The organism is Novosphingobium sp. GV079, from assembly GCF_003058045.1.
Taxonomy (GTDB): domain Bacteria; phylum Pseudomonadota; class Alphaproteobacteria; order Sphingomonadales; family Sphingomonadaceae; genus Novosphingobium; species Novosphingobium capsulatum.
This window is the reverse complement of sequence record NZ_QBUE01000015.1, coordinates 78,634-99,593: the sequence shown is the minus strand read 5'-3', so window position 1 is coordinate 99,593 and position 20,960 is coordinate 78,634. Positions and strand designations below refer to the sequence as shown.

General features: G+C 63.7%; 17 protein-coding genes. 13 read left to right on the top strand and 4 right to left on the bottom strand.

What is annotated here, in order from left to right:
* Together C8K14_RS17350 and C8K14_RS17345 are read right to left on the bottom strand one after the other, a co-directional pair.
* Positions 1–1,029, bottom strand: coding sequence for a hydroxyquinol 1,2-dioxygenase (locus tag C8K14_RS17350; RefSeq protein WP_107717910.1), 1,029 nt, complete (start codon positions 1,027–1,029; stop codon positions 1–3).
* A gap of 39 nt (positions 1,030–1,068) precedes the next feature.
* The gene (locus C8K14_RS17345; RefSeq protein WP_062784844.1) at positions 1,069–1,578 is read right to left on the bottom strand and encodes a hypothetical protein; all 510 of its coding nucleotides are present in this window, start codon (positions 1,576–1,578) and stop codon (positions 1,069–1,071) included.
* A 287-nt stretch (positions 1,579–1,865) separates the two neighbouring features.
* Between C8K14_RS17345 and C8K14_RS17340 the strand changes: the two genes are divergently transcribed.
* The 7 genes from C8K14_RS17340 to C8K14_RS17310 are packed head-to-tail and all read left to right on the top strand — an operon-like array spanning position 1,866 to position 7,447.
* On the top strand, positions 1,866–2,978 hold the full coding sequence (locus C8K14_RS17340; protein WP_107717908.1) for an FAD-dependent oxidoreductase: 1,113 nt from the start codon (positions 1,866–1,868) through the stop codon (positions 2,976–2,978).
* Positions 2,979–3,025: 47 nt separating this feature from the next.
* Positions 3,026–4,186, top strand: a complete 1,161-nt coding sequence (locus C8K14_RS17335; RefSeq protein WP_051146480.1) for a S9 family peptidase — start codon at positions 3,026–3,028, stop codon at positions 4,184–4,186.
* Positions 4,183–4,488 (top strand): subunit of meta cleavage enzyme, encoded by a 306-nt coding sequence (locus tag C8K14_RS17330; RefSeq protein ID WP_107717907.1) that lies wholly within the window; start codon positions 4,183–4,185, stop codon positions 4,486–4,488. The genes C8K14_RS17335 and C8K14_RS17330 overlap by 4 nt, the downstream gene beginning before the upstream one ends.
* The gene (locus tag C8K14_RS17325) at positions 4,481–5,308 is read left to right on the top strand and encodes a 2,3-dihydroxyphenylpropionate 1,2-dioxygenase (RefSeq protein WP_107717905.1); all 828 of its coding nucleotides are present in this window, start codon (positions 4,481–4,483) and stop codon (positions 5,306–5,308) included. Before C8K14_RS17330 ends, C8K14_RS17325 begins: the two co-directional genes overlap by 8 nt.
* Positions 5,305–6,069 carry an alpha/beta fold hydrolase gene (locus C8K14_RS17320; protein WP_022678213.1) on the top strand — a complete coding sequence of 255 codons (765 nt, stop codon included), beginning with the start codon at positions 5,305–5,307 and terminating at the stop codon, positions 6,067–6,069. The genes C8K14_RS17325 and C8K14_RS17320 overlap by 4 nt, the downstream gene beginning before the upstream one ends.
* A complete protein-coding gene (locus C8K14_RS17315) occupies positions 6,066–6,743 on the top strand; it encodes an arylsulfatase (RefSeq protein ID WP_062784838.1) in 678 nt (225 codons plus the stop codon). Before C8K14_RS17320 ends, C8K14_RS17315 begins: the two co-directional genes overlap by 4 nt.
* Positions 6,744–6,796: 53 nt before the next feature.
* The gene (locus C8K14_RS17310) at positions 6,797–7,447 is read left to right on the top strand and encodes a TetR/AcrR family transcriptional regulator (protein ID WP_022678211.1); all 651 of its coding nucleotides are present in this window, start codon (positions 6,797–6,799) and stop codon (positions 7,445–7,447) included.
* Here the strand turns inward: C8K14_RS17310 and C8K14_RS22470 are convergent.
* Positions 7,444–8,799 carry an amidohydrolase family protein gene (locus C8K14_RS22470; protein WP_158271947.1) on the bottom strand — a complete coding sequence of 452 codons (1,356 nt, stop codon included), beginning with the start codon at positions 8,797–8,799 and terminating at the stop codon, positions 7,444–7,446. The genes C8K14_RS17310 and C8K14_RS22470 overlap by 4 nt on opposite strands.
* 284 nt (positions 8,800–9,083) lie before the next feature.
* On the opposite strand from C8K14_RS22470, the gene C8K14_RS17295 reads away from it, so the two are divergent.
* Positions 9,084–11,516, top strand: coding sequence for a TonB-dependent receptor (locus tag C8K14_RS17295; RefSeq protein ID WP_158271946.1), 2,433 nt, complete (start codon positions 9,084–9,086; stop codon positions 11,514–11,516).
* A gap of 50 nt (positions 11,517–11,566) precedes the next feature.
* Here C8K14_RS17295 and C8K14_RS17290 read toward each other — a convergent pair whose 3' ends face one another.
* A complete protein-coding gene (locus C8K14_RS17290; protein WP_107717900.1) occupies positions 11,567–12,463 on the bottom strand; it encodes a helix-turn-helix domain-containing protein in 897 nt (298 codons plus the stop codon).
* Between the two features lie 275 nt (positions 12,464–12,738).
* Between C8K14_RS17290 and C8K14_RS17285 the strand changes: the two genes are divergently transcribed.
* The 5 genes from C8K14_RS17285 (at position 12,739) to C8K14_RS17265 (ending at position 20,954) form a co-directional block, all read left to right on the top strand.
* Complete coding sequence (locus C8K14_RS17285; RefSeq protein WP_107717898.1) at positions 12,739–13,119, top strand: glyoxalase/bleomycin resistance/extradiol dioxygenase family protein; 381 nt, start codon at positions 12,739–12,741, stop codon at positions 13,117–13,119.
* Positions 13,120–13,138: 19 nt separating this feature from the next.
* A complete protein-coding gene (locus tag C8K14_RS17280; RefSeq protein WP_158271945.1) occupies positions 13,139–14,668 on the top strand; it encodes a glycosyltransferase family 39 protein in 1,530 nt (509 codons plus the stop codon).
* Positions 14,669–15,320: 652 nt separating this feature from the next.
* Positions 15,321–17,813, top strand: a complete 2,493-nt coding sequence (gene hsdR, locus C8K14_RS17275; protein WP_107717894.1) for an EcoAI/FtnUII family type I restriction enzme subunit R — start codon at positions 15,321–15,323, stop codon at positions 17,811–17,813.
* Entirely contained in the window at positions 17,743–19,287 is a 1,545-nt protein-coding gene (locus C8K14_RS17270) for a class I SAM-dependent DNA methyltransferase (RefSeq protein ID WP_233251128.1), read from the top strand. The genes hsdR and C8K14_RS17270 overlap by 71 nt, the downstream gene beginning before the upstream one ends.
* The gene (locus C8K14_RS17265; protein ID WP_107717890.1) at positions 19,284–20,954 is read left to right on the top strand and encodes a restriction endonuclease subunit S; all 1,671 of its coding nucleotides are present in this window, start codon (positions 19,284–19,286) and stop codon (positions 20,952–20,954) included. The genes C8K14_RS17270 and C8K14_RS17265 overlap by 4 nt, the downstream gene beginning before the upstream one ends.
* Positions 20,955–20,960: the final 6 nt, after the last annotated feature.

The following is a 20,960-nucleotide window of genomic DNA, read 5'->3' as shown; positions in this document are numbered from 1 at the left end:
TCAGAACTGCACCGGCGTGACGGGGGCGGTGCCCTCGGCAATCATCTGCGGGATCTTGGCGGCGCCGTTTTCCCAGACGAGCAGCATCGAGCGCTTGGTCGAATAGCCCTGGTGGCGGATATCGGCAGGCATGCAGCAGATGTCGCCGGCACGGGCCAGCACGCGGGCGCGCGGCTTGCCGGTTTCCTTGTCCTTCACGTCCCAGGTGATCTCGTCGGAAAGCTGCAGGAACCACTCGCAGCGATCGTTGCCATGTTCGACCGGCAGGATGAACTCCTCCGACGTGGGGCAGAACAGGCTATCGCCCACCACCGAGCAGACACTGGGGTTCCAGGTCACGTCAGAGCGGGACAGGTAACCAAACAGGTTATAGGCGCTCACCTCGTGCTCGAAACCGGGCTCAGCCTCGACCACCGGCTGGTCTTGCGGCACATCGGCGAACTGGCGGTTTACCGGGAAGCCGGCGGTATCGGTGCGCAGCGGCGTGTCGCCGGGCAGGCCGACCATGCGGTGCGCCGTCACGCGCTGGCGGGTGATGGCGGCATCGTTGGCTCCCTGCTTCACACCCCAGGGAACGCCGGTTTCCATCGGCGCGGCAAACGGGTCATAGCCCGCCACCGTCCAGTCAGAGAGCAGTTCCTTGAACGTCGCCATCAGCGCGGCCGACTGGAAACGCTCGGAATAGTCGCGGCCGGCGCTGCGGTAGGCATCGTTGAAGCGCCCGGCGAACATCGTCACTTCGCCATAGTGGTTGATGGTGCCGAACACCGCGTCGAAGTTCACCACGCCATAGAAGAAGCCCCAGGCGACATCGCGCATCATTGCCCGCAGGAACACGTCGATCGGGATGATGTGGGTTCCGCCCGGCCACGAGAGGTGGGCGAAATACTCGTCACGCTTGAAGTGGAAGCCGCCGGCGCGGAAGGCGCGGAACCCGGTCTGGTTGCTGATTTCCAGCGTTTCGGTGTCGGTGCTGGCGGTGCTGGTGGTGGGCGCAGCCTGGGCGTCGAGCGATAGCGACATGGCCATGGAATTTCTCCTGAAAGGGTCGGGAAAGGCGCGGCGCGATCAGGCCGTGGTCTGGCAGATCTCCGCCCATTTCTGGACGGTCACGTCGCCAAGGATCGTCTGCACCAGGATGACGGCGGGTTTTTCGGCATGGAAGCGATAGGCCGCCCCCACCGGCAGCAGTCCCTGGTGGCCGCGCCCGAGCACGAGGCGGCCCATCTTGCGGCCTTCGGGCATGGCGTCGGCCAGTTGCACCGCGCCCTCATGCTCGGGATCGACATGATCATCCGGACGGGCGAGCTTGACGAGGTGGACTTCGACATCGCCATCCATGCACAGGACAAACTCGTCGTGCGCACAGGTGTACCAGGGTGAGGTGCCTTCGGCGCGGGCAGCTTCGATGACATATTCAAAGTTGATGCCCACAGCGACACGGGCATAGGGCGCGTTGGTCTTTGCCACCTCGAAGACGTTGGAAAACACATAGTTGCGGGGATCGTCGTTGATGATCTCGACGCCGCCCTTCTCGTAATCATCCAGCGAACCAAAGCGGGTGATGACGTCGGACATTTCCAATCTCCTGAGCGTGCCACGGCGCGTGTTCGCGCTCCAACCCTGACGGGACAGTGGCTTGGTCGAGGGCAGGCTAGGAGCGTGGCGGCCTGTCTTCCTGCACGATTCCAGCGTGCTTCGGCACGGCTTGCACAGATTCGCCCGAAAGCGCAGGCACGCCCGTTCCGGGGGGCTGTACGATCGTACGGTTCGTCGCTAATCGAAATGGCGAAACGACCTTCAAGGAGCGGAGAGAGAGACATGATCGTGAGGATGGGCGCGGCAAGCATCGCGCGGGTGCGGGCATGACCAGCGTGCGCTCGGCCCTGATCATCGGCGGCGGAATCGGGGGTATGTCCTCGGCCCTCGTGCTGCGGCGCCTGGGTGTGGCGGTGGACCTGATCGACATCGACCCAGCCTGGCGCGTCTATGGCGCCGGCATCACCATCACCAGCCCGACGCTGCGCGCCTTTGATCAACTGGGCATTCTGGACGACGTGCTGCGCGACGGCTTTTCCGGCAACGGCATCCGGGTCTGCACGATCGAGGGGCAGCAGGTGGGCGACGTGCCCGATCCGGCCGGCATGCCCGGCAGCGGCGGGATCATGCGGCCGACGCTGCACCGCATCCTCTCGGAAAAGACCCGCGCATCGGGCGCCACTGTACGGCTGGGGCTGACCGTCGACGCGCTGCATCAGCGGGATGACCAGGTCGATGTCGTGTTCAGCGATGGCGGCCGTGCCAGCTATGATCTGGTGCTGGGGGCCGACGGCGTGTTTTCGCGCACCCGCAGCCTGATCCTGCCAGATGCGCCTCAGCCCGAATATACCGGGCAAACGATCTGGCGGCTGTTCGCCGATCGCCCGGCAGAGATCGACCGCCGCCATTTCTTCCTGGGCGGGCCGGTCAAGGTGGGGCTGTCGCCCGTGTCGCGCGACAGCTTGTACATGTTCCTGCTCGAAACCTGTCCGCGCCGCAGCGTGGTGCCAGATGAGGAACTGTACCTCGGCTTGCGTGATCTTCTGGATGGATACGGCGGCCCGTTGCGGGCGCTGCGCGAGGGCCTTGGCCCCCGCTCGCAGATCGTGATGCGGCCGCTCGAGGCGTTCCTGCTGCCGCCACCCTGGCATGTCGGGCGCGTGCTGTTGATCGGTGATGCCGCGCATCCCACTACGCCCCATCTCGCGTCTGGCGCTGGCATGGCGGTGGAGGATGCCATCGTGCTTGGCGAGGAACTGGCCCGCGGTGACGACCTGCCCGAAGTGCTCGCCCGCTTTGCCGAGCGGCGCACGGCGCGCTGCCAGCTGGTCGTGCGCAACTCGATGGAAATCGGTCGTCTCGAGCGCGCCGGCGCGCCGCCCGCCGAGCAGACCCGGATCGTCGGCGAGACACTCGCCATGCTCGCCCAGCCCATTTGATGCCTTTGCATGCGCTGCGCGCGCAGCAGCAGCAGCAGGAGATAGCGATGTTCGACACCGAACCCCAATTGCCGCCCGCCACCCCCGACACCGGGCGGCCGCGTACCCTGGACGAAGCCAAGGCGTGGATGCTCGATCGCACGGGCAAGGCGATCCACCCGATGAACAACCTGGCCGCCGACGATACCGCTGCCGTCCTCACAACGCTCCAGGGGCTCGATCCGGTGAACTGGGCAGCGGCCTGGCGTGACGCTGGCGAAAAGGCGTGGCAGCGCGCCGAGACGGAAAGCGATCCGGCGCTGCGGCGCAAGGAGTATCTGCGGGCGCACGGTTTCTTTTTCCTCGGCCGTTTTCCGTGCCCCAACCATCCCGACAAGCTTGCCTGTGCCGCGCGCGAGCGGGATGCCTATCTGGCCGCCGGCGCGCTGATGTCGCCGCCGCTGGCCCGCGTGGTGGTGCCGTTTGACGGCCATGCCGGTGAAGGCGGCGAGGTCGTGTTCTACTACCGCCGGCCCCAGGGCGTTGCTCGCCCCCGTGTCGTGGTGATGTGGGGCGGGGTGGACGCGTGGAAGGAACAGATGACCGCGGCGTGCGACCTGCTGCTGGCCCGCGGTATCGCCACCATCGCGATGGATGGGCCAGGCACCGGCGAATCGCCCGTAAAGGGCACCGCCGATGCCGAGCGTCAGTTCCTCCCCGTGTTCGACTGGGCAGCGGCGCAGCCGGATCTCGATGGCGCCAAGGTCGGCCTGCTCGGGCGCTCGTTCGGCGGCTATTGGGCGACCAAGCTCGCCCATGTCGTCCCTGACCGCGTGGCCGGCGCGGTGAACTGGGGTGGCGGCGCGCACTTCATGTTCCAGCGCGAATGGATCGAACGCTCGCGCCATCCTGACAGCTATCTGATGGAACTGGTCGAGACGCGGATGCGCATGCTCGGCGTCGATAGCTGGGAGGGCTATATCCAGGGCTTTGCCCAGCTCTCGCTGCTTGAGCAAGGCCTGCTCGATCGCCCTTCGGCACCGCTGCTGCTGGTCAATGGGCGTGGCGACAGCCAGTGCCCGGTGGCCGATATCGATCTTCTGGTCGGCCACGGCAGCCCCAAGGCAGTGCGCATGTTCCCCGGCGGCCACATGGGCATCACCCCGCAAACGCTGCCGACCATCGTCGACTGGCTCGTCGGCGCCGTAGGTGCGGGAGCATCGGCATGACCGCGCGCAACTGGGTGCAGGACATGCCCACCGAAGAGGCCTATGCGATCAACCGCATCCTCTATCGCGTCCAGCATGACCGCGCGGAGGAAACCCGCTTCTTCGACAATCCGGCGCGCTACATCGCGGACGAACCGCTGTCTGATGCGGCCCGCGCCGCGCTCGACGCCACCGACATCGGCGGGCTCTATTTGCTGGGCGCCAACCCCTATCTGCTGCGCGCCTATTGCCTGCAACTGCGGGTTCCCGAAGCCGACTATCTGGCTGCCCTGCGCGCCGTAGGAGATGCGACCCATGGCTGAGATTACCGGCATTTATGCCGTGAGCCACACCCCCGTGATGACCAATATGCCCGATGCGCCCGCGCCCGCGCGGCGCGAGGCCGCCTTTCGCCAGTTCACGCGGGTGGGACAAGAGATCGCGGCGATGCAGCCCGACGCGCTGGTCCTGGTTTCCGATGATCACCTGCACAATTTCTTTCTCGATAACCTGCCGCCTTTCTGCATCGGCGTGGCGCGATCCTACCCCAGCCCGGTGGAGGGTTGGCTCAAGATCCCGAGGCAGCAATTGCCGGGCGATGCCGCGCTTGCCGCGCATCTGCTCCAGTCGGTGATGGCGGCGGGCTTTGACCCGGCGCTGTCGATGGAACTGACGCTTGACCACGGCATGATGACCCCGCTCGATCTGGCCGGGATTGCGGGGGCCATCCCGGTAGTGCCGATCCTGGTCAACACGGTGCAGCCGCCGATGCCGGCGATGCGGCGCTGCGTGGCGTTCGGCCGGGCACTGGGGCAGGCTATCAGGGGCTATATGGGCGCCGCGCGCGTGGCTGTGCTCGCCACCGGCGGGCTGAGCCACGATGTTGGCACGCCGCGCATGGGCCAGCTCGACGAGGCGTTCGACCGTGGCTTTCTCCAGCAGTTGGAAGCTGGCGGGCTGGATGCGGCTGCCGACTTTGCGGAAGCGACGGTCGACACAGCCGGCAATGGCGCGGAAGAAGTGCGCAACTGGCTGGTCGCCCAGGGCATTGCGGAAGGCGCGCCGTTCGAAACCTATCACTATGACTGCATCACCGACTGGTATACCGGGATCGGGCTGGGCCGCTGGAGCATGATGGCATGACGCTTGCAATCCATATCGACGGCCCCGCCGGCGCGCCGCCGCTCGTCTTCCTACATGCCATCGCCACCTCCGCCGCATTGTGGCGCCCGCAGGTGGAGCAGCTTTCCCAGCGGTTTCGCGTGGTGCGGGTGGACCTGCCGGGCCATGGCGCCAGTGCATTGCTGCCCGAAGGCGCTGGCTTTGCCGACTATGCCGATGCGGTTGCCGAGACGCTCTCAACCCATGGCATCGATCGGTTCAGCCTGGTCGGCATGTCGTTTGGCGCGATGGTGGCGATGCAGGTGGCGCTGCGCCATGCTGCCCGGGTGGAGCGCCTGGTGCTGGCCTGCTGTGCCGCGCGCACGCCCCCGCCCGTCGCCGCGATGTGGCATGAGCGGATCGCGATGGTGGAGCGCGAGGGGATCGAGACGCAGGTCGAAACCAGCCTCGACCGCTGGTTCACGCCCGATTTCGCTGCTGCCTCGCCGCAGACGCTTGACGGGGTGCGCGGCATGATCCGCCAGACGCCCGCCGCCGGCTTTGTTGCGGCAGCGCGGATCATCGCCACGCTCGATCACATGGCCTTGCTGCCAAAACTCGCGATGCCATGCCTGGTGCTCGCTGGTGCCGAGGACAAGGCAGCGGCGCCCGCGATGATGCAAGACTTCGCCGCGCATATCCCGACCGCGCGGTTTGCCACTTTGCCGGCCGCGCACCTCGCCAATGTCGAGGCGCCAGGTGCATTTGGCGAAACGATCGCGCGTTTCGTGGAGGGGCAATGACCGCGATTACACTGATTCATGCGCTGGAAGCCTCGATCGCGCCGATCAACGCCGCCTTTGCCGAGCATTGGCCACAGGCGCGCCTGGCCAACCTGCTCGACGACAGCCTGTCGCGCGACTTGGCCGAGGCTGGCGCGCTTACCGACGCGATCGTTGCGCGGTTCCGCACGCTGGGCCGCTATGCGGCAGGGGCAGGGGCCGATGGCATTCTGTTCACCTGCTCTGCCTTTGGGCCGGCGATCGACGCCGTTGCCGCCGATCTGGCGCCGCTGCCGGTGCACAAGCCCAATACGGCGATGATCGCACGGGCCGTCGCGGCGGCGGGGGCAGGGCGCATCGCGCTGCTGGCGAGCTTTGCACCGACGCTGCCTTCGATGCTGCCCGAATTCCCCGATCCCGACCGGGTGCTGCCGGTACATTGTCCCGGTGCGCTCGACGCGCTGCAAAGCGGCGATGCCGCGCGGCACGATGCGATTGTTGCAGCGGTCGCTGCCACTCTGCCCGAGGATTGCAGCGTGGTGGCATTGGCGCAGTTCAGCCTGGCCCGCGCTGCAGCCGCGATCGCGCCGCAAGCCGGCCGAACTGTGCTGACCACGCCGCAATGTGCGGTAGAGGGCATTCGCGCGGCAATTTTTCACGAGGCTTGCGTCGAGAATCGCGGCGCGATCCGCTAACGCCGCCGCGCGGCCCTGTCGAAGCGCCGCGCTGCACGGGGGACGAAACGAGCGTGACGGGACGTACGCAGAAGAAGACCAAGCGCGAGATCATCCTCGACGCAGCAGAAGCGCTGTTTGCCGTGCATGGCTTCGACGGGGTCTCGATGCGGATGATCGCCGAACGCGGGCCGGTCGGGCTCGGCCTGCTGACCCACCACTTCCCCGCCAAGGATCAGCTGTTCGCCGCCGTGCTGGAACGGCGCGCCGATATCATCAATACGGCACGCCTCGCTGCGCTCGACGCGCTGGACAAGCCAGACCTGGAAGCACTGCTGGCGGCCTTTCTGCGTCCCTATGTCGAACGGATCGCCGAGGGCGACGAAGGCTGGCGCTCCTATGCCCGCCTGCACGCGATGATGACCCAGGACGCGCGGTGGACACCGGTTGCCGCGGCGATCTTCGGTGGGGTGGCCGAAGAAATGATCGCCCGCATCCAGGTGGTGGAGCCGCGCCTCACGCCCGATCTGGCCGCACGTGGCTATGTCCTGCTGCTGGGCGGCATGGTGAGCATGTTTGCCGACACCCGGCTGCTCGACCGGCTGACCCACGGGCGCCTGTCCAGCAGCGATGTCGTGGCGAGCTTCGATCCGATCGTCCGTTTCGCCGCCGCCGGCATCCGCGCCCTGGCGGAGCCGGCGGGAACTGATCCCCACGCCGCCTAAAGCGTCGCGTCGCAGCCGACCTGGGCGCGGCGGCGGATCGCATCGTGTGATCGCGCGGCGGCCTTGCCGACGGCGGCCACATCGATACCCAGCAGCTGGCCTGCGCGCTTGAGGAAGCGGCCGTCGACCATGACGGTGTCAACGTTCGCTGGCTGGCCGTGCTGGACCAGCTGGAAGGTGGCGTTGCTATCGTCCACCGCGATCATGTTGAGGTCGCTGGTGCGCACCAGGATCAGGTCGGCGCGCTTGCCGGGCGCGATCGATCCGGTCGTGTCTTCAAGCCCCAGCACCCGCGCACCGTTCAGCGTCGCGAGCTGCAGCATCTGGCGCGGCATGGTCAGGCCATTGGTGGGATCTGCCGGGTTGCCGGGCCGCATAATGATCTCGGTGAACGAGGCGCCGCGCTGCTGGGCGATTCGCGCAGATGCCATGATCGTGCGCATCGCGGCAAACGGATCCACGCAGGTCTGCGCCGTTACATCGACGCTGAAGCCGATGTCGTGGAACGGCACGCCGTTTTCAAGGAAGCGGATCAGCGGCGGCAAGCCCGCACCAATTATCGTGTCGGTAGAAGGGCAGAGGGAAATCTTGACGCCGCGCGCCGCCAAAAGCTGGAGCAGCTGGTCCGGCGTGCCGGGCCCATGGGTAAAGATGAACTCTGGCCCCAAAAGGTGCAGAACCTGCGACAGGTCGGCATGCGGGGCGATCGATTTGAGCCCGTGGCGCCGCGCCGCTTCCACTTCGGTGACGAAGTGCTGCGTGGTGTGGATGACGACGCCCAGATCGATCCGCTCGTCGCCATGCTGGCCGAGCCAGTCGAGCATGGGGACAATTTCGCCATCGTCGACGGCGGTGGAGCCAGGATGCGGCAGATGGCCATACCCGAAGCGCGCGCGGATGCCGCTGTCTGCCAGGGCCTGCGCCTGCGCCAGCGCGTCTTCGGTATTGCGCAGCGCATTGGACCAGTTGTGGCAAGTGGTGACGCCAGCATTGATCGCCTCGGTCGCGGCATAGCGGATGGCGGCATAGTGATCCTCGGCGTTGTAGCTCCCGGCAAGGCGGTGCAGCGCGAAATAGCCGGGCGCATCATGCGACAAACCGCGCCAGATGCTGTTCCACATGTGCCAGTGCGTCTCGATGAAGCCGGGCATCAGGATCATGCCGGCAGCATCGATCACTTCGGCATCGTCGGCTGGCAACTCCTCGGCCACGGCGACAATGGCGCCGCCGCGCACCAGCACATCGCCGCGGGCAAGGTCGCCTATTGCGGGGTCCATGGTGAGGATGCGGGCGCCGCGGATCAGATATGCACCGCGGGGAAGATCGGTTGCCACGGCCTGGTCGTTATTCACTCGCATCTCTCCTAACCATCCCGCGCTCTGCAGCATGCGCTGCGGCCCGGTCTTTGCGCCATCCTTGGCATTCTCCCCGACGACAGGGAAGTTCCTGCATGTTCCGGGCATTTGCCTGCACGGAAACGACCGGGGAACTGCGCGTGCCGTTTTCATGCATCGGCCGTGCTGCATCATGCAGGATTCCGGCAAAGGGCCTGCCTAGACCAGCATCAACCGCATGTGCCCTGCGCCGGACCAGCCAGCGCAAGGGACACAGCAAACAACGCAAATGGGAGGATGCCTTGAACCCACGCTATTTCCTGTCGACTGCACCGTTGGCGCTCGCGCTGTGCGCGATGCCCGCTGCCGCGCAGACCGCATCGGCCGCCGCGCCCCAGGCGCCTGCTGCGGAGCCCGCAGAGGCCGCCAGCGGCGCGCAGAGCGACGCGAGCGAGCAAGGCCTCAAGGACATCGTGGTTACCGCGCAACGTCGCTCGGAAAACCTCCAGCGCGCCGCGATCGCGGTCAGCGTGGTATCGTCTGACGCACTTGCCCGGCTCAATGTCACCCAGTCCTCGCAGCTGACGACGCTGGTGCCCGCCTTGCAGGTCGCCTCCAGCGGCTCGTCCAACCTGTTCTACTTGCGCGGCGTGGGCACGTTCGCGGTCAATTCGTTCAGCGATCCGGCGATCGCGTTCAACTATGACGGCGTTTATGTCGGCCGGCCGAGCGCTACCACCGGCGTGTTCTACGATGTCGAACGGGTCGAAGTGCTCAAGGGCCCGCAGGGCACGCTCTATGGCCGCAACGCCACCGGTGGCGCGATCAACATCTTGCCGGCGCGCCCGAAACTGGACGGCAATTCCGGCGATTTCTCCGCCACGCTCGGCAACTACAACACGGTGGTGCTGCAAGGCGATGTCAATCTGGTGCTGTCTGACAAGGCCGCGCTGCGTATTGCCGGCATCTACAGCAAGCATGATGGCTATTTGAGCGATGGTACCAATGACGAGGACGGCAAGGGTGCCCGTGCCCAATTGCTGTTCCGCCCGACGAGCGATTTCTCGATCCGCATCGCTGCCGATTATTACAAGGCTGGCGGCGTGGGTGGCAGCGCGGCCCTGGTTGGCGTGCGCAATCCTGTGACCGAGGCAATCACGCCGGCACCCACCGATCGCGGCACCGGGTTGTACGATCCGCAGGTGCAGGCGCTGTTCCCGCAGCAGGTCAGCTTCCAGATCGGTCGCACGCTTCAGCCGCTCGCCCCCTATCCAGGGCAGAACAGCACGTTCTGGGGCGTCAATGCCGAGCTGAGCTGGACTACCGCTGCCGGCACGCTGACCGTGATTCCCGCTTATCGCCGTGCCGATGTGCACGCGCTTAACGCGGTTACCTCGTTCATCAGCCTGTTCGACGAGAAGACCACCCAGAAGAGCGTGGAAGCGCGCTTCGCTTCGCCCGATACCGGCTTCTTCCGCTACCTGCTCGGCGCGTTCTACTATCGCGAGGAATCGCAAACCGCCGACGTGTTCGCCCAGCAAACGCTGACCAACTATCTGGGTGGCGCGCTCGATACGACATCCTATGCCGCGTTCGGCCGGGTGACGCTGGCCTTTACCGACAGGTTCCGCCTGAGCGGCGGGCTGCGCTATACCAGCGATCGCAAGACCGTCGACGGCGCGTCGCAGACGCTGGTGGCGGTCTGTGTTGCGGCCAGCTGCCCGGGTGGCCTGGTGTTGCCCTATACGCAGACCCCGGCCGGGCTGATCTCCAGCCTTGGCCTGGTGGGCCCGCTGCCAAGCCCGGTTCCGGCATTCAGCAGCATCTATGCTGATCCGTCCGCGCCCACCAGCATCCTGGGCAACAACCGCGCGGTGCTCAACATGGAGCAGAAGAACAGCCGCGCAACCTGGCGGGCCGGTGCGGAATATGACGTGGGTCCGCACTCGCTGCTCTATGCCTCGGTCGAAACCGGCTATCGCGGTGGCGGGTTCTCCTTCGCCGTCGATCCCACCCGGCAGCAATACCGCCCCGAAACGATCCAGGCCTACACGATCGGATCAAAGAACCGCTTTTTCGATAATCGCCTCCAGCTCAATCTCGAAGCCTTCTATTGGCGCTACAAGAACCAGCAGATCGCCCATCTTGGCGTCGATTCGAACGGTGCTTCGGCCTTCTTTACCGAAAACATCGGCAACTCGCGCAACTATGGCGCCGAGGGAGAGGCACAGTTCCTGGCTGCGCGCAACACGCTGCTCACTGCCAACATCCAGTATCTCAATGCGAAATACACCGATTTCCGCTATTCGACGCCCGCGCCGCCGCCTACCCGCTGCGCGGTGACGGCCCCGGCGCCGGGCTCTGCCTCCTCGGTGGTGGATTGTTCGGGCCTGCGCGCGTTGCGTTCGCCGGAATGGACGATGAACTTCGGCGTGCGCCAGACCATTCCCATCGGCACCGCGAAGATCGTGCTGCAAGGTGACGCCCGCTACCAGTCGTCCAGCTATGTCGGGTTCGAACTGCTCGATATCGAACAGCAGGCGGCCTATTGGACCGGCCAGGCCTCGGCCACGTATTCGGGCGAAGACGATAAATGGTCGGCGACACTGTTCGTCAACAACATCGGCAACCAGCGTCCGTGGGGCGATATCGTCTATAACGCCAATGCCAACTTGTTCGCCGGTTCGCCCGGCGCACCGCGCCTCTATGGCTTCCGCTTCGCGATCAAGTATTGATGGCGGTGCTGAGCCCCGGGATGGGCGTCCCGGGGCCCAGTGGCCACCGCTCAGCGAAGCGAACGGCGATAGGCGGCCGGGGTAACGCCCGTCGTCCGGCCAAAGATCCGGGTAAGGTGTTCCTGGTGCGTGAAGCCGCACCGCACGGCGATCTCGGCAATCGGTAGATCGCCGCGCAGCAGGTCGCGCGCACGCTCCACCCGCTGCTCGATGATGTACTGATAGGGCGCCCGCCCGGTTGAGCGCTTGAACTGGCGCGCGAAATGGATCGGGCTCAAATTGGCCGCACGGGCAAGATCGTCCACGCTGATCGGCGCTTCCATCTTCTCTGCAACCAGAGCGCGCACCCGGGCGATCTGGCTCGGCTGGAGCCCGGTGATCCGCGGCAGTTCCACCCGTTTTGCCAGAGCATGATGGCGAACCAGTTGCGCGGCGATGAGGCGGGCGACGCTGTCGGCAAACAGATCGGATTGCCGCTCCTTGATCATCGTGCAGGCCAGCCGCGCCAGTTGTTCGAGCAGCGGATCGTGCTCTCCCATGCGCGGCAGGAACTCCACCGATTCCAGCGCGTCGTCGCACAGTTCGCGCACTGTCGCCGCGATCAGCTTGCGATGGACGTAGAGGTGCACCGTCTCCAGCGGTGACATGAGCGCCACGCCGAAGTCGCGCTGCGCCGGCAGGATAAACAGCCCACCGGTGCCGATCCGCGCCTCGCGCCGTTCGCCGCTCAGTTCGCGCCGGATGCGCACCGGGCCATTGAGATGCACGATGATGAGATGATGGTCATTTCCGCCGAACGTGTCGGCATAGGGGGCCTCGCGCTGGTGCGAGGCATAGAACGACTGCCATTCCAGCGAGTCGCTCGACTGCAAGACCTCGTGTTCCGGCCGCAGCAGAATGCCGTGAGTGTCTGCGGCTGTAAGTCCCGATTCGGTGCCGATACGCATAGCCAATCCTCTCTCCCGGCCTGCCGGTTTTTCCGGTCCCGCACGCGGCGTAGCGAAAAACCGTACGATTGTACAGTCGCGGCTTGATGGACGATGCCATGGCCACCTGGCGGACTCGCGGTGCCGTGGCAGCCATGCCCGACCGCCGGCAGCTTTGCCCGGCCGATCAGCCCATTGGTTGACATGGATAATCGGCCGGTGTTCAACACCGCGCCAAGGACACCGCTCCGCAATCGGCACGCGCACCGCCGCCCCTGCCTGGCAAGGACAAGACGATGGCGGAACCTGGAATCGCAGACATCACGTTCGGACGCGCCGCACCCGGAATCAGCGTGCGGGACATTCACGCCGCGCACGACTTTTACGTGGGCGTGCTCGGCTTTGAGAAAATATTCGAGAACGGGTCTCCGGTCGGCTTCATGGTCCTCAAGAAGGGGCGCGCGGAAATTCACCTGAGCCGCACGCCCGGTCACAAGCCGTCGACCACCAACGTCATGCATATCTACGTCAGCGACGTGGCGGCACTTTATGCCATCTGCGAAAGCAAAGGCGTGCGGATCATCAAACGCCTGGCCGACAAGGACTATGGCCAGCGCGCCTTCGTGTTCGCCGATCCGGATGGAAACCGCATCGACGTGGGCGAGCCCTCGAACTGATGCCCGCAGGAATGGATCGATGACCGTGCCTGTTTCCAGCGCCAAGTGCCCGGACCAGCGCCTGGCGCTGGTCGCGGGCCTTGCCGTTGCTGCATTCCACCTGCTGTTTGCCGGGCGGTACGACCTGTTCCGCGACGAACTCTACTTCATCGTCTGCGGGCAGCACCCGGCGTTCGGCTATGTCGATCAGCCGCCCGGCGTGCCCTTGCTCGCCGCTGGCCTGTTCAAGCTGGGATGGGGCGCCTTTGGCTTGCGTGTGCCGACGGCGCTGGCGGGCGGGGCGCTGGTATGGCTGGCGATGCGCTTCGCGCGGCTGCTGGGCGGGGGGAGGCTGGCACAAGCGATGGCCGGCCTGGCCTGCGCCCTCGCGCCCATGCTCATGGGCATCGTTGCCACGCTCAACACCTCCGCGTTCGAGCCGCTGGCCTGGACGGCGCTTGCCTATCTGCTGGTCAAAGCCGGTCGCGAGGGGGATGATCGCGCGTTGCTGGGGGCGGGGCTGCTGGTCGGGCTCACGCTCGAGATCAAGTATGCCATGCTGTTCTGGATGGTCGGCCTGACCGCCGGCCTGCTCGTCACGCCGGGCCGCGTGCTGCTGCGGCGGCCGGCCTTGTGGGGCGGCGTGGCGATTGCCGCCATCATCGCGGTGCCGTCTTTCCTCTGGCAATATGCCCACGGCTTTCCGTTCCTGGAATTGGCAGCAGCGGCCAAGGGCAAGAACGCGGCGGTCGATGCCATGCCGTTCCTCGTCAACCAGGTGCTGGTGATGAACCCGGCGTTCGCGCCGCTGTGGATGGCGGGCCTGGCGGCGCCGTTCCTGGCAAGGCGCCTGGCCGATCTTCGTTTCCTGGTGATCGGCGCCGTCGTGGTGATCGTCATCGTGCGCCTTGGTCACGGCAAGGACTATTATCTGGCGCCGCTCTACCCCACCTTGTTCGTGATCGGCGCGACGGCGCTGGCACCCTGGGTTAAAAGCATGCCGGTCAAAGTGGGTGTGGCGGCGATCGCCGTAGCAGCCGTCATTGTCGCCGCCCTGGCCGCGCCGGTCGCCCTGCCGATCCTGTCACCAGCCGCGTTGGAACGCTATGTGCGGGCAACCGGGCTGGCGCCGCAGCAGCAAGAGCGCAGCTTTGCCGGCACAGCCTTGCCACAGAGCATGGCAGACCAGTTGGGCTGGCGCGATTTCGCGCGGCAGGTCGATGCAGCCTGGGCCCGCATCCCGGCGCCGGAGCGCGCGGTCACGGCCATCAAGGTGGACAACTATGGCGAAGCGGCCGCGCTCGATCTCTACGGCCACGACCTGCCGCCAGCGTTGAGCGGGCACAACCAGTATTACCTCTGGGGCCTGCGCGGACAGCATCCCATCCACGTGCTGTCGGTGCAGGATGACCTGGCCGCCATGCAGCCCTATTGCCGCAAGGTCACGCTGCTCGGCCAAACCTGGTCGCGCTATGCCATGGCATATGAAAACGGTAAGGTGATCGCCCTGTGCGAAAACGTGCAGCCATCGCTGACCGAGATGTGGCCGGATCTCAAGAACTTCTCCTGACGGCAGCCACAGCAGCAAACGTGCCTATTTGGCGGCAACGCCTTTTGCTAGGCTCCCGTTTTCCCCGGAAATGCCCCAACCTGGCGTAAACCGTGGTGCGAAATTCTGGCGCAAAGCGAGAGCATCCGGAAGACAAAATCGCCCGAAAATATGGCCAAATCAATGCATTGAAGTTTTCTGGGAAGAAACCCGTGGTGCGCTTACAGGACCAGTTTTTGTCCAATAACGCTATGAATTGGCTAAACTTTCAAAAGGACCATACGCCAATTCCCCACAAGACGCAACTTTTGCCTTTGTAAGGGGGCGTTTTTGAAGCCAATTCTAGGTTAATGACCCTTTCGCGTGGTCTGGTTCTTACACTGCTGTCGGCGCTTTGCGCAGACAAAAACGTGCAGGGCTCAAACTGCTCGGAAATGCTGGCCGGAGTGATGCGGGAATTGGGGCACCCAGAGCAACCTTGTCGCGCCTTGGCAGCGTTAGCCCCGCCACATCGCGAACTCGTAGCCGAGGGCGCCGCTCAACCATGGGCGGGCACTCGCTTGTTGTAGCCACCGGACCGGTAGGTTGGCATGGCGGGCAATTGAGAGATTTCCGAATCTTGCTGGCGTCGGCAAAGCCTGCACCGTAAGGTCCACGAAACTGGATGGACCGAATGCTCGACAAACAAGCGCTTAGCGAACGCGACATTTGCACCAAATTCATCACGCCTGCCATCAAATCGGCAGGTTGGGACGAGATGATGCAAATCCGGGAAGAGGTCAGCTTTACCAAAGGGCGCATCATCGTTCGCGGCAAGCTGGTGGCGCGTGGCAAAGGGAAGCGCGCCGATTATATTCTTTACTACAAGCCTAATATTCCGCTCGCCCTGATTGAAGCGAAGGACAATACGCAGCCGATCGGCGCCGGAATGCAACAGGCTCTGGAATATGCCGAAACATTGGATATCCCTTTCGTCTTTTCATCGAACGGCGACGGCTTCGTATTCCACGACCGCACCGGCCGGGACGAGACTGTAGAAACCACGTTGCCTCTCGATGGCTTCCCATCACCAGAGAACCTGTGGCGCCGCTATGCGGCCTGGAAGGGCCTGACGCCGCAAGGCGAGGAGATCGTACTCGAGGATTGCTACGACGATGGCAGCGGCAAGCAGCCGCGCTATTATCAGGTCAACGCCGTCAATTCGACAATAGAGGCCATTGCCACCGGTCAGAACCGAATTTTGCTCGTGATGGCGACGGGGACGGGCAAGACCTATACCGCATTCCAGATTATCTGGCGCCTGTGGAAGGGCGGACACAAGAAGCGCATTCTGTTCCTTGCCGACCGCAACGTGCTGGTCGACCAGACCATGGTGAATGATTTTCGGCCGTTTGGGCCGGCCATGGCCAAGCTTTCGACCCATGCCAAAACCATCGAACGCGAGGACGGTAGCAAGATCGACCTGACGACGGCGGTTACAGTCGACAAGAAAAGGTCTGATAAAAAGCGCCGCATCGACACGGCCTACGAGATTTACCTTGGCCTCTATCAGGCGATCACCGGGCCGGAGGAGCGACAAAAGCTGTTCAAGGAGTTCTCGCCCGGCTTTTTCGACCTTATCGTTATCGACGAATGCCACCGCGGCAGCGCTGCCGAAGACAGTGCTTGGCGCGAAATCCTGGAGCACTTTTCGGAAGCGACGCAGATCGGCCTCACCGCCACCCCCAAGGAAACCACGTACGCTTCCAATATCCATTATTTTGGCCAGCCGGTTTTCAGCTATTCCCTGAAACAGGGCATCCGTGACGGCTTCCTCGCGCCCTACAAGGTGATCAAGGTTCACGTTGACCGCGACATCCAGGGCTATCGCCCCGAGAAAGGCCAACTGGACCGCGACGGCAACGAAGTCGAGGACCGCATCTACAACGTCCGCGATTTCGATCGGACGCTGGTGCTGGATGACCGCACCAAGCTGGTAGCACGCAAGGTCTCGGAGTTTCTCAAGGAAAGCGGTGACCGCTATCAGAAAACCATCGTGTTCTGCGTCGATCAGGAACACGCCGCCCGCATGCGGCAGGCCCTGATCAACGAGAATGCCGACCTTGTGGCCGAGAGTTCGCGCTATGTCATGCGCATTACCGGCAACGATCCCGAGGGACAGGCGCAACTCGGCAACTTCATCGATCCGGAAAGTCGCTATCCGGTGCTCGTCACGACATCACGCCTGCTATCCACAGGCGTTGATGCCCAGACCTGCCGCCTGATCGTGCTGGATCGGGAAGTGGGCTCGATGACCGAGTTCAAGCAGATCGTGGGACGCGGCACCCGGGTACACGAGGATACGCGCAAGTTCTTCTTCACCTTGATGGATTTCCGGGGCGCCACCAACCATTTCGCCGATCCGGATTTTGACGGCGAACCCGTGCAGATTTACGAGCCGGGCGAGGATGATCCCATGTCACCGCCCGATGATGGCACCACCGCAGATCCCGACGACGATCACGCACCTGACGATCAGACGGGCGCCCCTGACGATGAGGAAACCATCATCGACGGCGGCGAGCCGCCTGACATCACCATCAACGATGACGGCGGCCGGCGCGGGAAAACCTATGTCGATGGTGTGTCCGTCCAGATCGTGGCCGAGCGCGTGGAATACCTTGACGAAAGCGGCAAGCTCGTCACCGAATCCTTGCGCGACTACACCAAGAAGGCTTTGCGCAAGCACTTCGCCAGCCTGGACGATTTCCTCACCCGCTGGAACTGCACTGAGCGCAAGCAGGCCCTGGTCGATGAACTCGCCGCCGAAGGCCTGGCGCTCGATGTCATTGCCGACGAACTGGGCAAGGACCTCGATCCGTTTGACCTGATTTGCCACATCGCCTTCGATCGCAAGCCGCTGACCCGGCGCGAGCGCGCCGACAATGTGCAAAAGCGCGACGTTTTCGCTCGATATGGCGACCAGGCCCGCACGGTGCTGCGCGCATTGCTGGATAAGTATGCCGACGACGGCGTGCTCAATCTTGACGACACCAACGTGCTGCGTATCCCGCCGCTGAACACGCTTGGCACCCCCGTCCAGCTGATCACGGCGTTTGGCGGCAAGGCTGGCTTCGAAGAGGCGGTACACGCGTTACAAAACGAACTTTATCAGGAAGTTGCTTGAATTTATGTCGGTTCGGACTTTGGTCAAATCCATTCAAGACATTATGCGCAAGGACAGCGGCGTCGACGGCGATGCCCAGCGTATCAGCCAGCTTTGCTGGCTGTTTTTCCTGAAGATCATCGACGATCAGGATCTGGATCTCGAACTCACGCGCAACGCCTACCAGTCTCCAATTCCTGCGCAGTTCCAGTGGCGCAACTGGGCCGCCGACCCCGAAGGGCTGACCGGCGATGCGCTGCTCGCCTTCATCAACGAGCAGTTGTTCCCGGCGATGAAGGGCTTGAAGCCCAGCGGCCAGCCCGGCGACCCATTGAGCAATCGGCGCCGCGTGGTGCGCGACGTGTTCGAGGACGCCTACAACTACATGAAATCCGGCCAACTGCTGCGACAGGTGGTCAACAAGATCAACGGCATCGACTTCAACAACCTGTCAGAGCGCCAGCACTTCGGCGACGTTTACGAGCAACTGCTCAACGACCTGCAATCGGCTGGCAACGCCGGGGAATACTATACCCCCCGCGCCGTCACCGCGTTCATGGTGGACCGCATTGACCCCAAGCCTGGCGAGATCATCTTCGACCCCTCCTGCGGCACGGGCGGCTTCCTCACCTGCGCGATGAAGCACATGCGCGAGCGCTATGTGAAGCGGCCCGAGGACGAGGCGCTGATGCAGGCCTCCTTGCGCGCGGTGGAAAAGAAGCCGCTGCCGCACATGCTCTGCGTCACCAATATGCTGCTGCACGGCATCGAAGATCCCAGCTTCGTGCGCCACGACAACACCCTGGCCCGGCCCTACATTGCGTGGGAGAAGAAAGACCGCGTCGATGTGATCCTTACCAACCCGCCCTTCGGTGGCAAGGAAGAGGATGGCATCGAAAGCAACTTCCCCCAGCATTTCCGCACGCGCGAGACGGCAGACCTGTTCCTGGCCCTGTTTATCCGCCTGCTGCGCAAGGGCGGCGTGGCGGCCATCGTCTTGCCGGATGGCAGCCTGTTTGGCGAAGGCGTGAAAACCCGGTTGAAGGAGGCGCTGCTCGAAGAGTGCAACCTCCACACCATCGTGCGCCTGCCCAACTCCGTGTTCAAGCCCTACGCCTCCATCGGCACCAACCTGCTTTTCTTTGAAAAGGGCGAGCCGACCAAGGACATCTGGTTCTACGAACATCAGGTGCCGGAGGGGCAAAAGGCATATTCGATGACGAGGCCAATCCGCGTCGAGCATTTCGCCTCATGCGTGGAATGGTGGGGCGGCGCGGAGCGCAAGGGCCGCGAGGAAAGCCCGCAGGCATGGAAGGTCAGCCTCGATGAGGTGAAGTCGCGCGGCTATAATCTCGATTTCAAGAACCCGCATAGCGTCGAAGCCGATCATGGCGATCCCGCCGAACTGCTGGCTGCACTGGATCAGGCCGAGGCGAAAACGACGGACCTGCGCGACCAGCTTAAGGCTATTCTGGCCGAGGCGCTGGCCCGATGAACGCCGCGCTATTGCTGGACCACTATGCGCGCATTGCCGACGCGCCCGATGCCATCGTCCGGTTGCGGCGGTTCGTGCTGGACCTTGCCGTGCGCGGTAAGCTGGTGGAGCAAGATGCGTCTGACGAACCGGCGTCGGAACTGTTGAAGCGGATTGCCGCCGAGAGAGCACGGTTGGTCAAGGCGGGGACGATCAGGACGAGAACCGAGCTTCCTGCAGTAGAGCCTCAACACATGCCTTATAGACTGCCGTGCGGTTGGCTGTGGGTCAGATTTGCTGAAATCGTTGAATTCTATGCAGGGCGCACCCCTGCGCGGAATGATTTGTCATACTGGAATACAGGCGATCATGCTTGGGTGAGCATTGCCGACATGGAAGATGGCGGCACAATCGAGCAGACAAAGGAAACTGTAAGCGAGATTGCTCAGAAAAACATTTTTAAGTCCGAACCCGAACCGGTCGGCACTATAGTGATGAGTTTTAAGCTTACCATCGGCAAGATTGCCCGCCTAGGTGTGCCCGCGTTCCATAACGAGGCCATCATATCGATCCATCCCCACGTTAGCGCTTTGGATGGGTATCTGTTCATGTCACTTCCTGAGCTGGCGAGGGCAGGTGACACAAAAGGGGCAATCAAAGGGGCCACCCTGAACAGGCAATCCCTTTCAAACATCCTCATTCCGCTGCCACCGCTTGCTGAGCAGCGCCGCATCGTCGCCAAAGTCGATGAGTTGATGGCACTGTGCGATCAGCTTGAGGCGGCGCGGGCAGAGCGCGAGGCAGCGCGCGACACTTTCACGCTGTCCACCTTGACCAAACTCAACACCCCCGATCCCGAAACCTTCGGTGAAGACGCCCGCTTCGCACTGGCCAACCTCGCCCCACTCACCACCCGCGCCGACCAGATCAAACAACTGCGCCAAACCATCCTCAACCTCGCCGTGCGCGGCAAACTGGTGGAGCAGAATGCATCTGACATAATCTCAGAAGTGCCGCCGCTTCGGCAATTTTCCGCCGCCAGCGGCATTGATCCAGCGGTGTTCGCAGAATTCAGCAAAACGATTGTGTTGCCGAGTGGATGGCAGGTCGCGCCACTGGCGCAACTGTCGGAAAACATTGTTGATTGCCCGCACACGACGCCGAAATGGAAGGAGGAGGGCGAAATCTGCATCCGGACGAACCAGCTTCGTCCCGGTGCTTTGGATTTGTCAGCGCCTCGCTACGTAAGTCTGGAAGAGTATGTCGAACGCGTCGAGAGGTTGGAACCGGTCGCGGGGGACATTCTCTACAGCCGGGAAGGCGGCATCTTGGGAATTGCCTGTCGAGTTCCACCGGGCATCCGGCTTTGCCTTGGACAGCGACTGATGCTCATTCGCGCTGGTGCGGAAACACGCACTGATTTTCTGGAATTAGTCCTCAATTCGCCCTTTATCACGTCAATCGCGAAAGCCTGCACAACTGGCGGTGCCGCGCCTAGAGTCAATATGTCCACAGTGCGGGCCTATCCGATCCCCTTGCCTCCGCTTGCCGAACAGCACCGCATCGTCGCCAAGGTCGATGAACTGATGGCCCTGTGCGACGAACTCGAAACCAGCCTCCTCACAGGCGAACAAACCCGCTCGCGCCTGCTGGGAGCCGTGCTTCACCATGCCCTCGAACCTGCCTGATCGGAT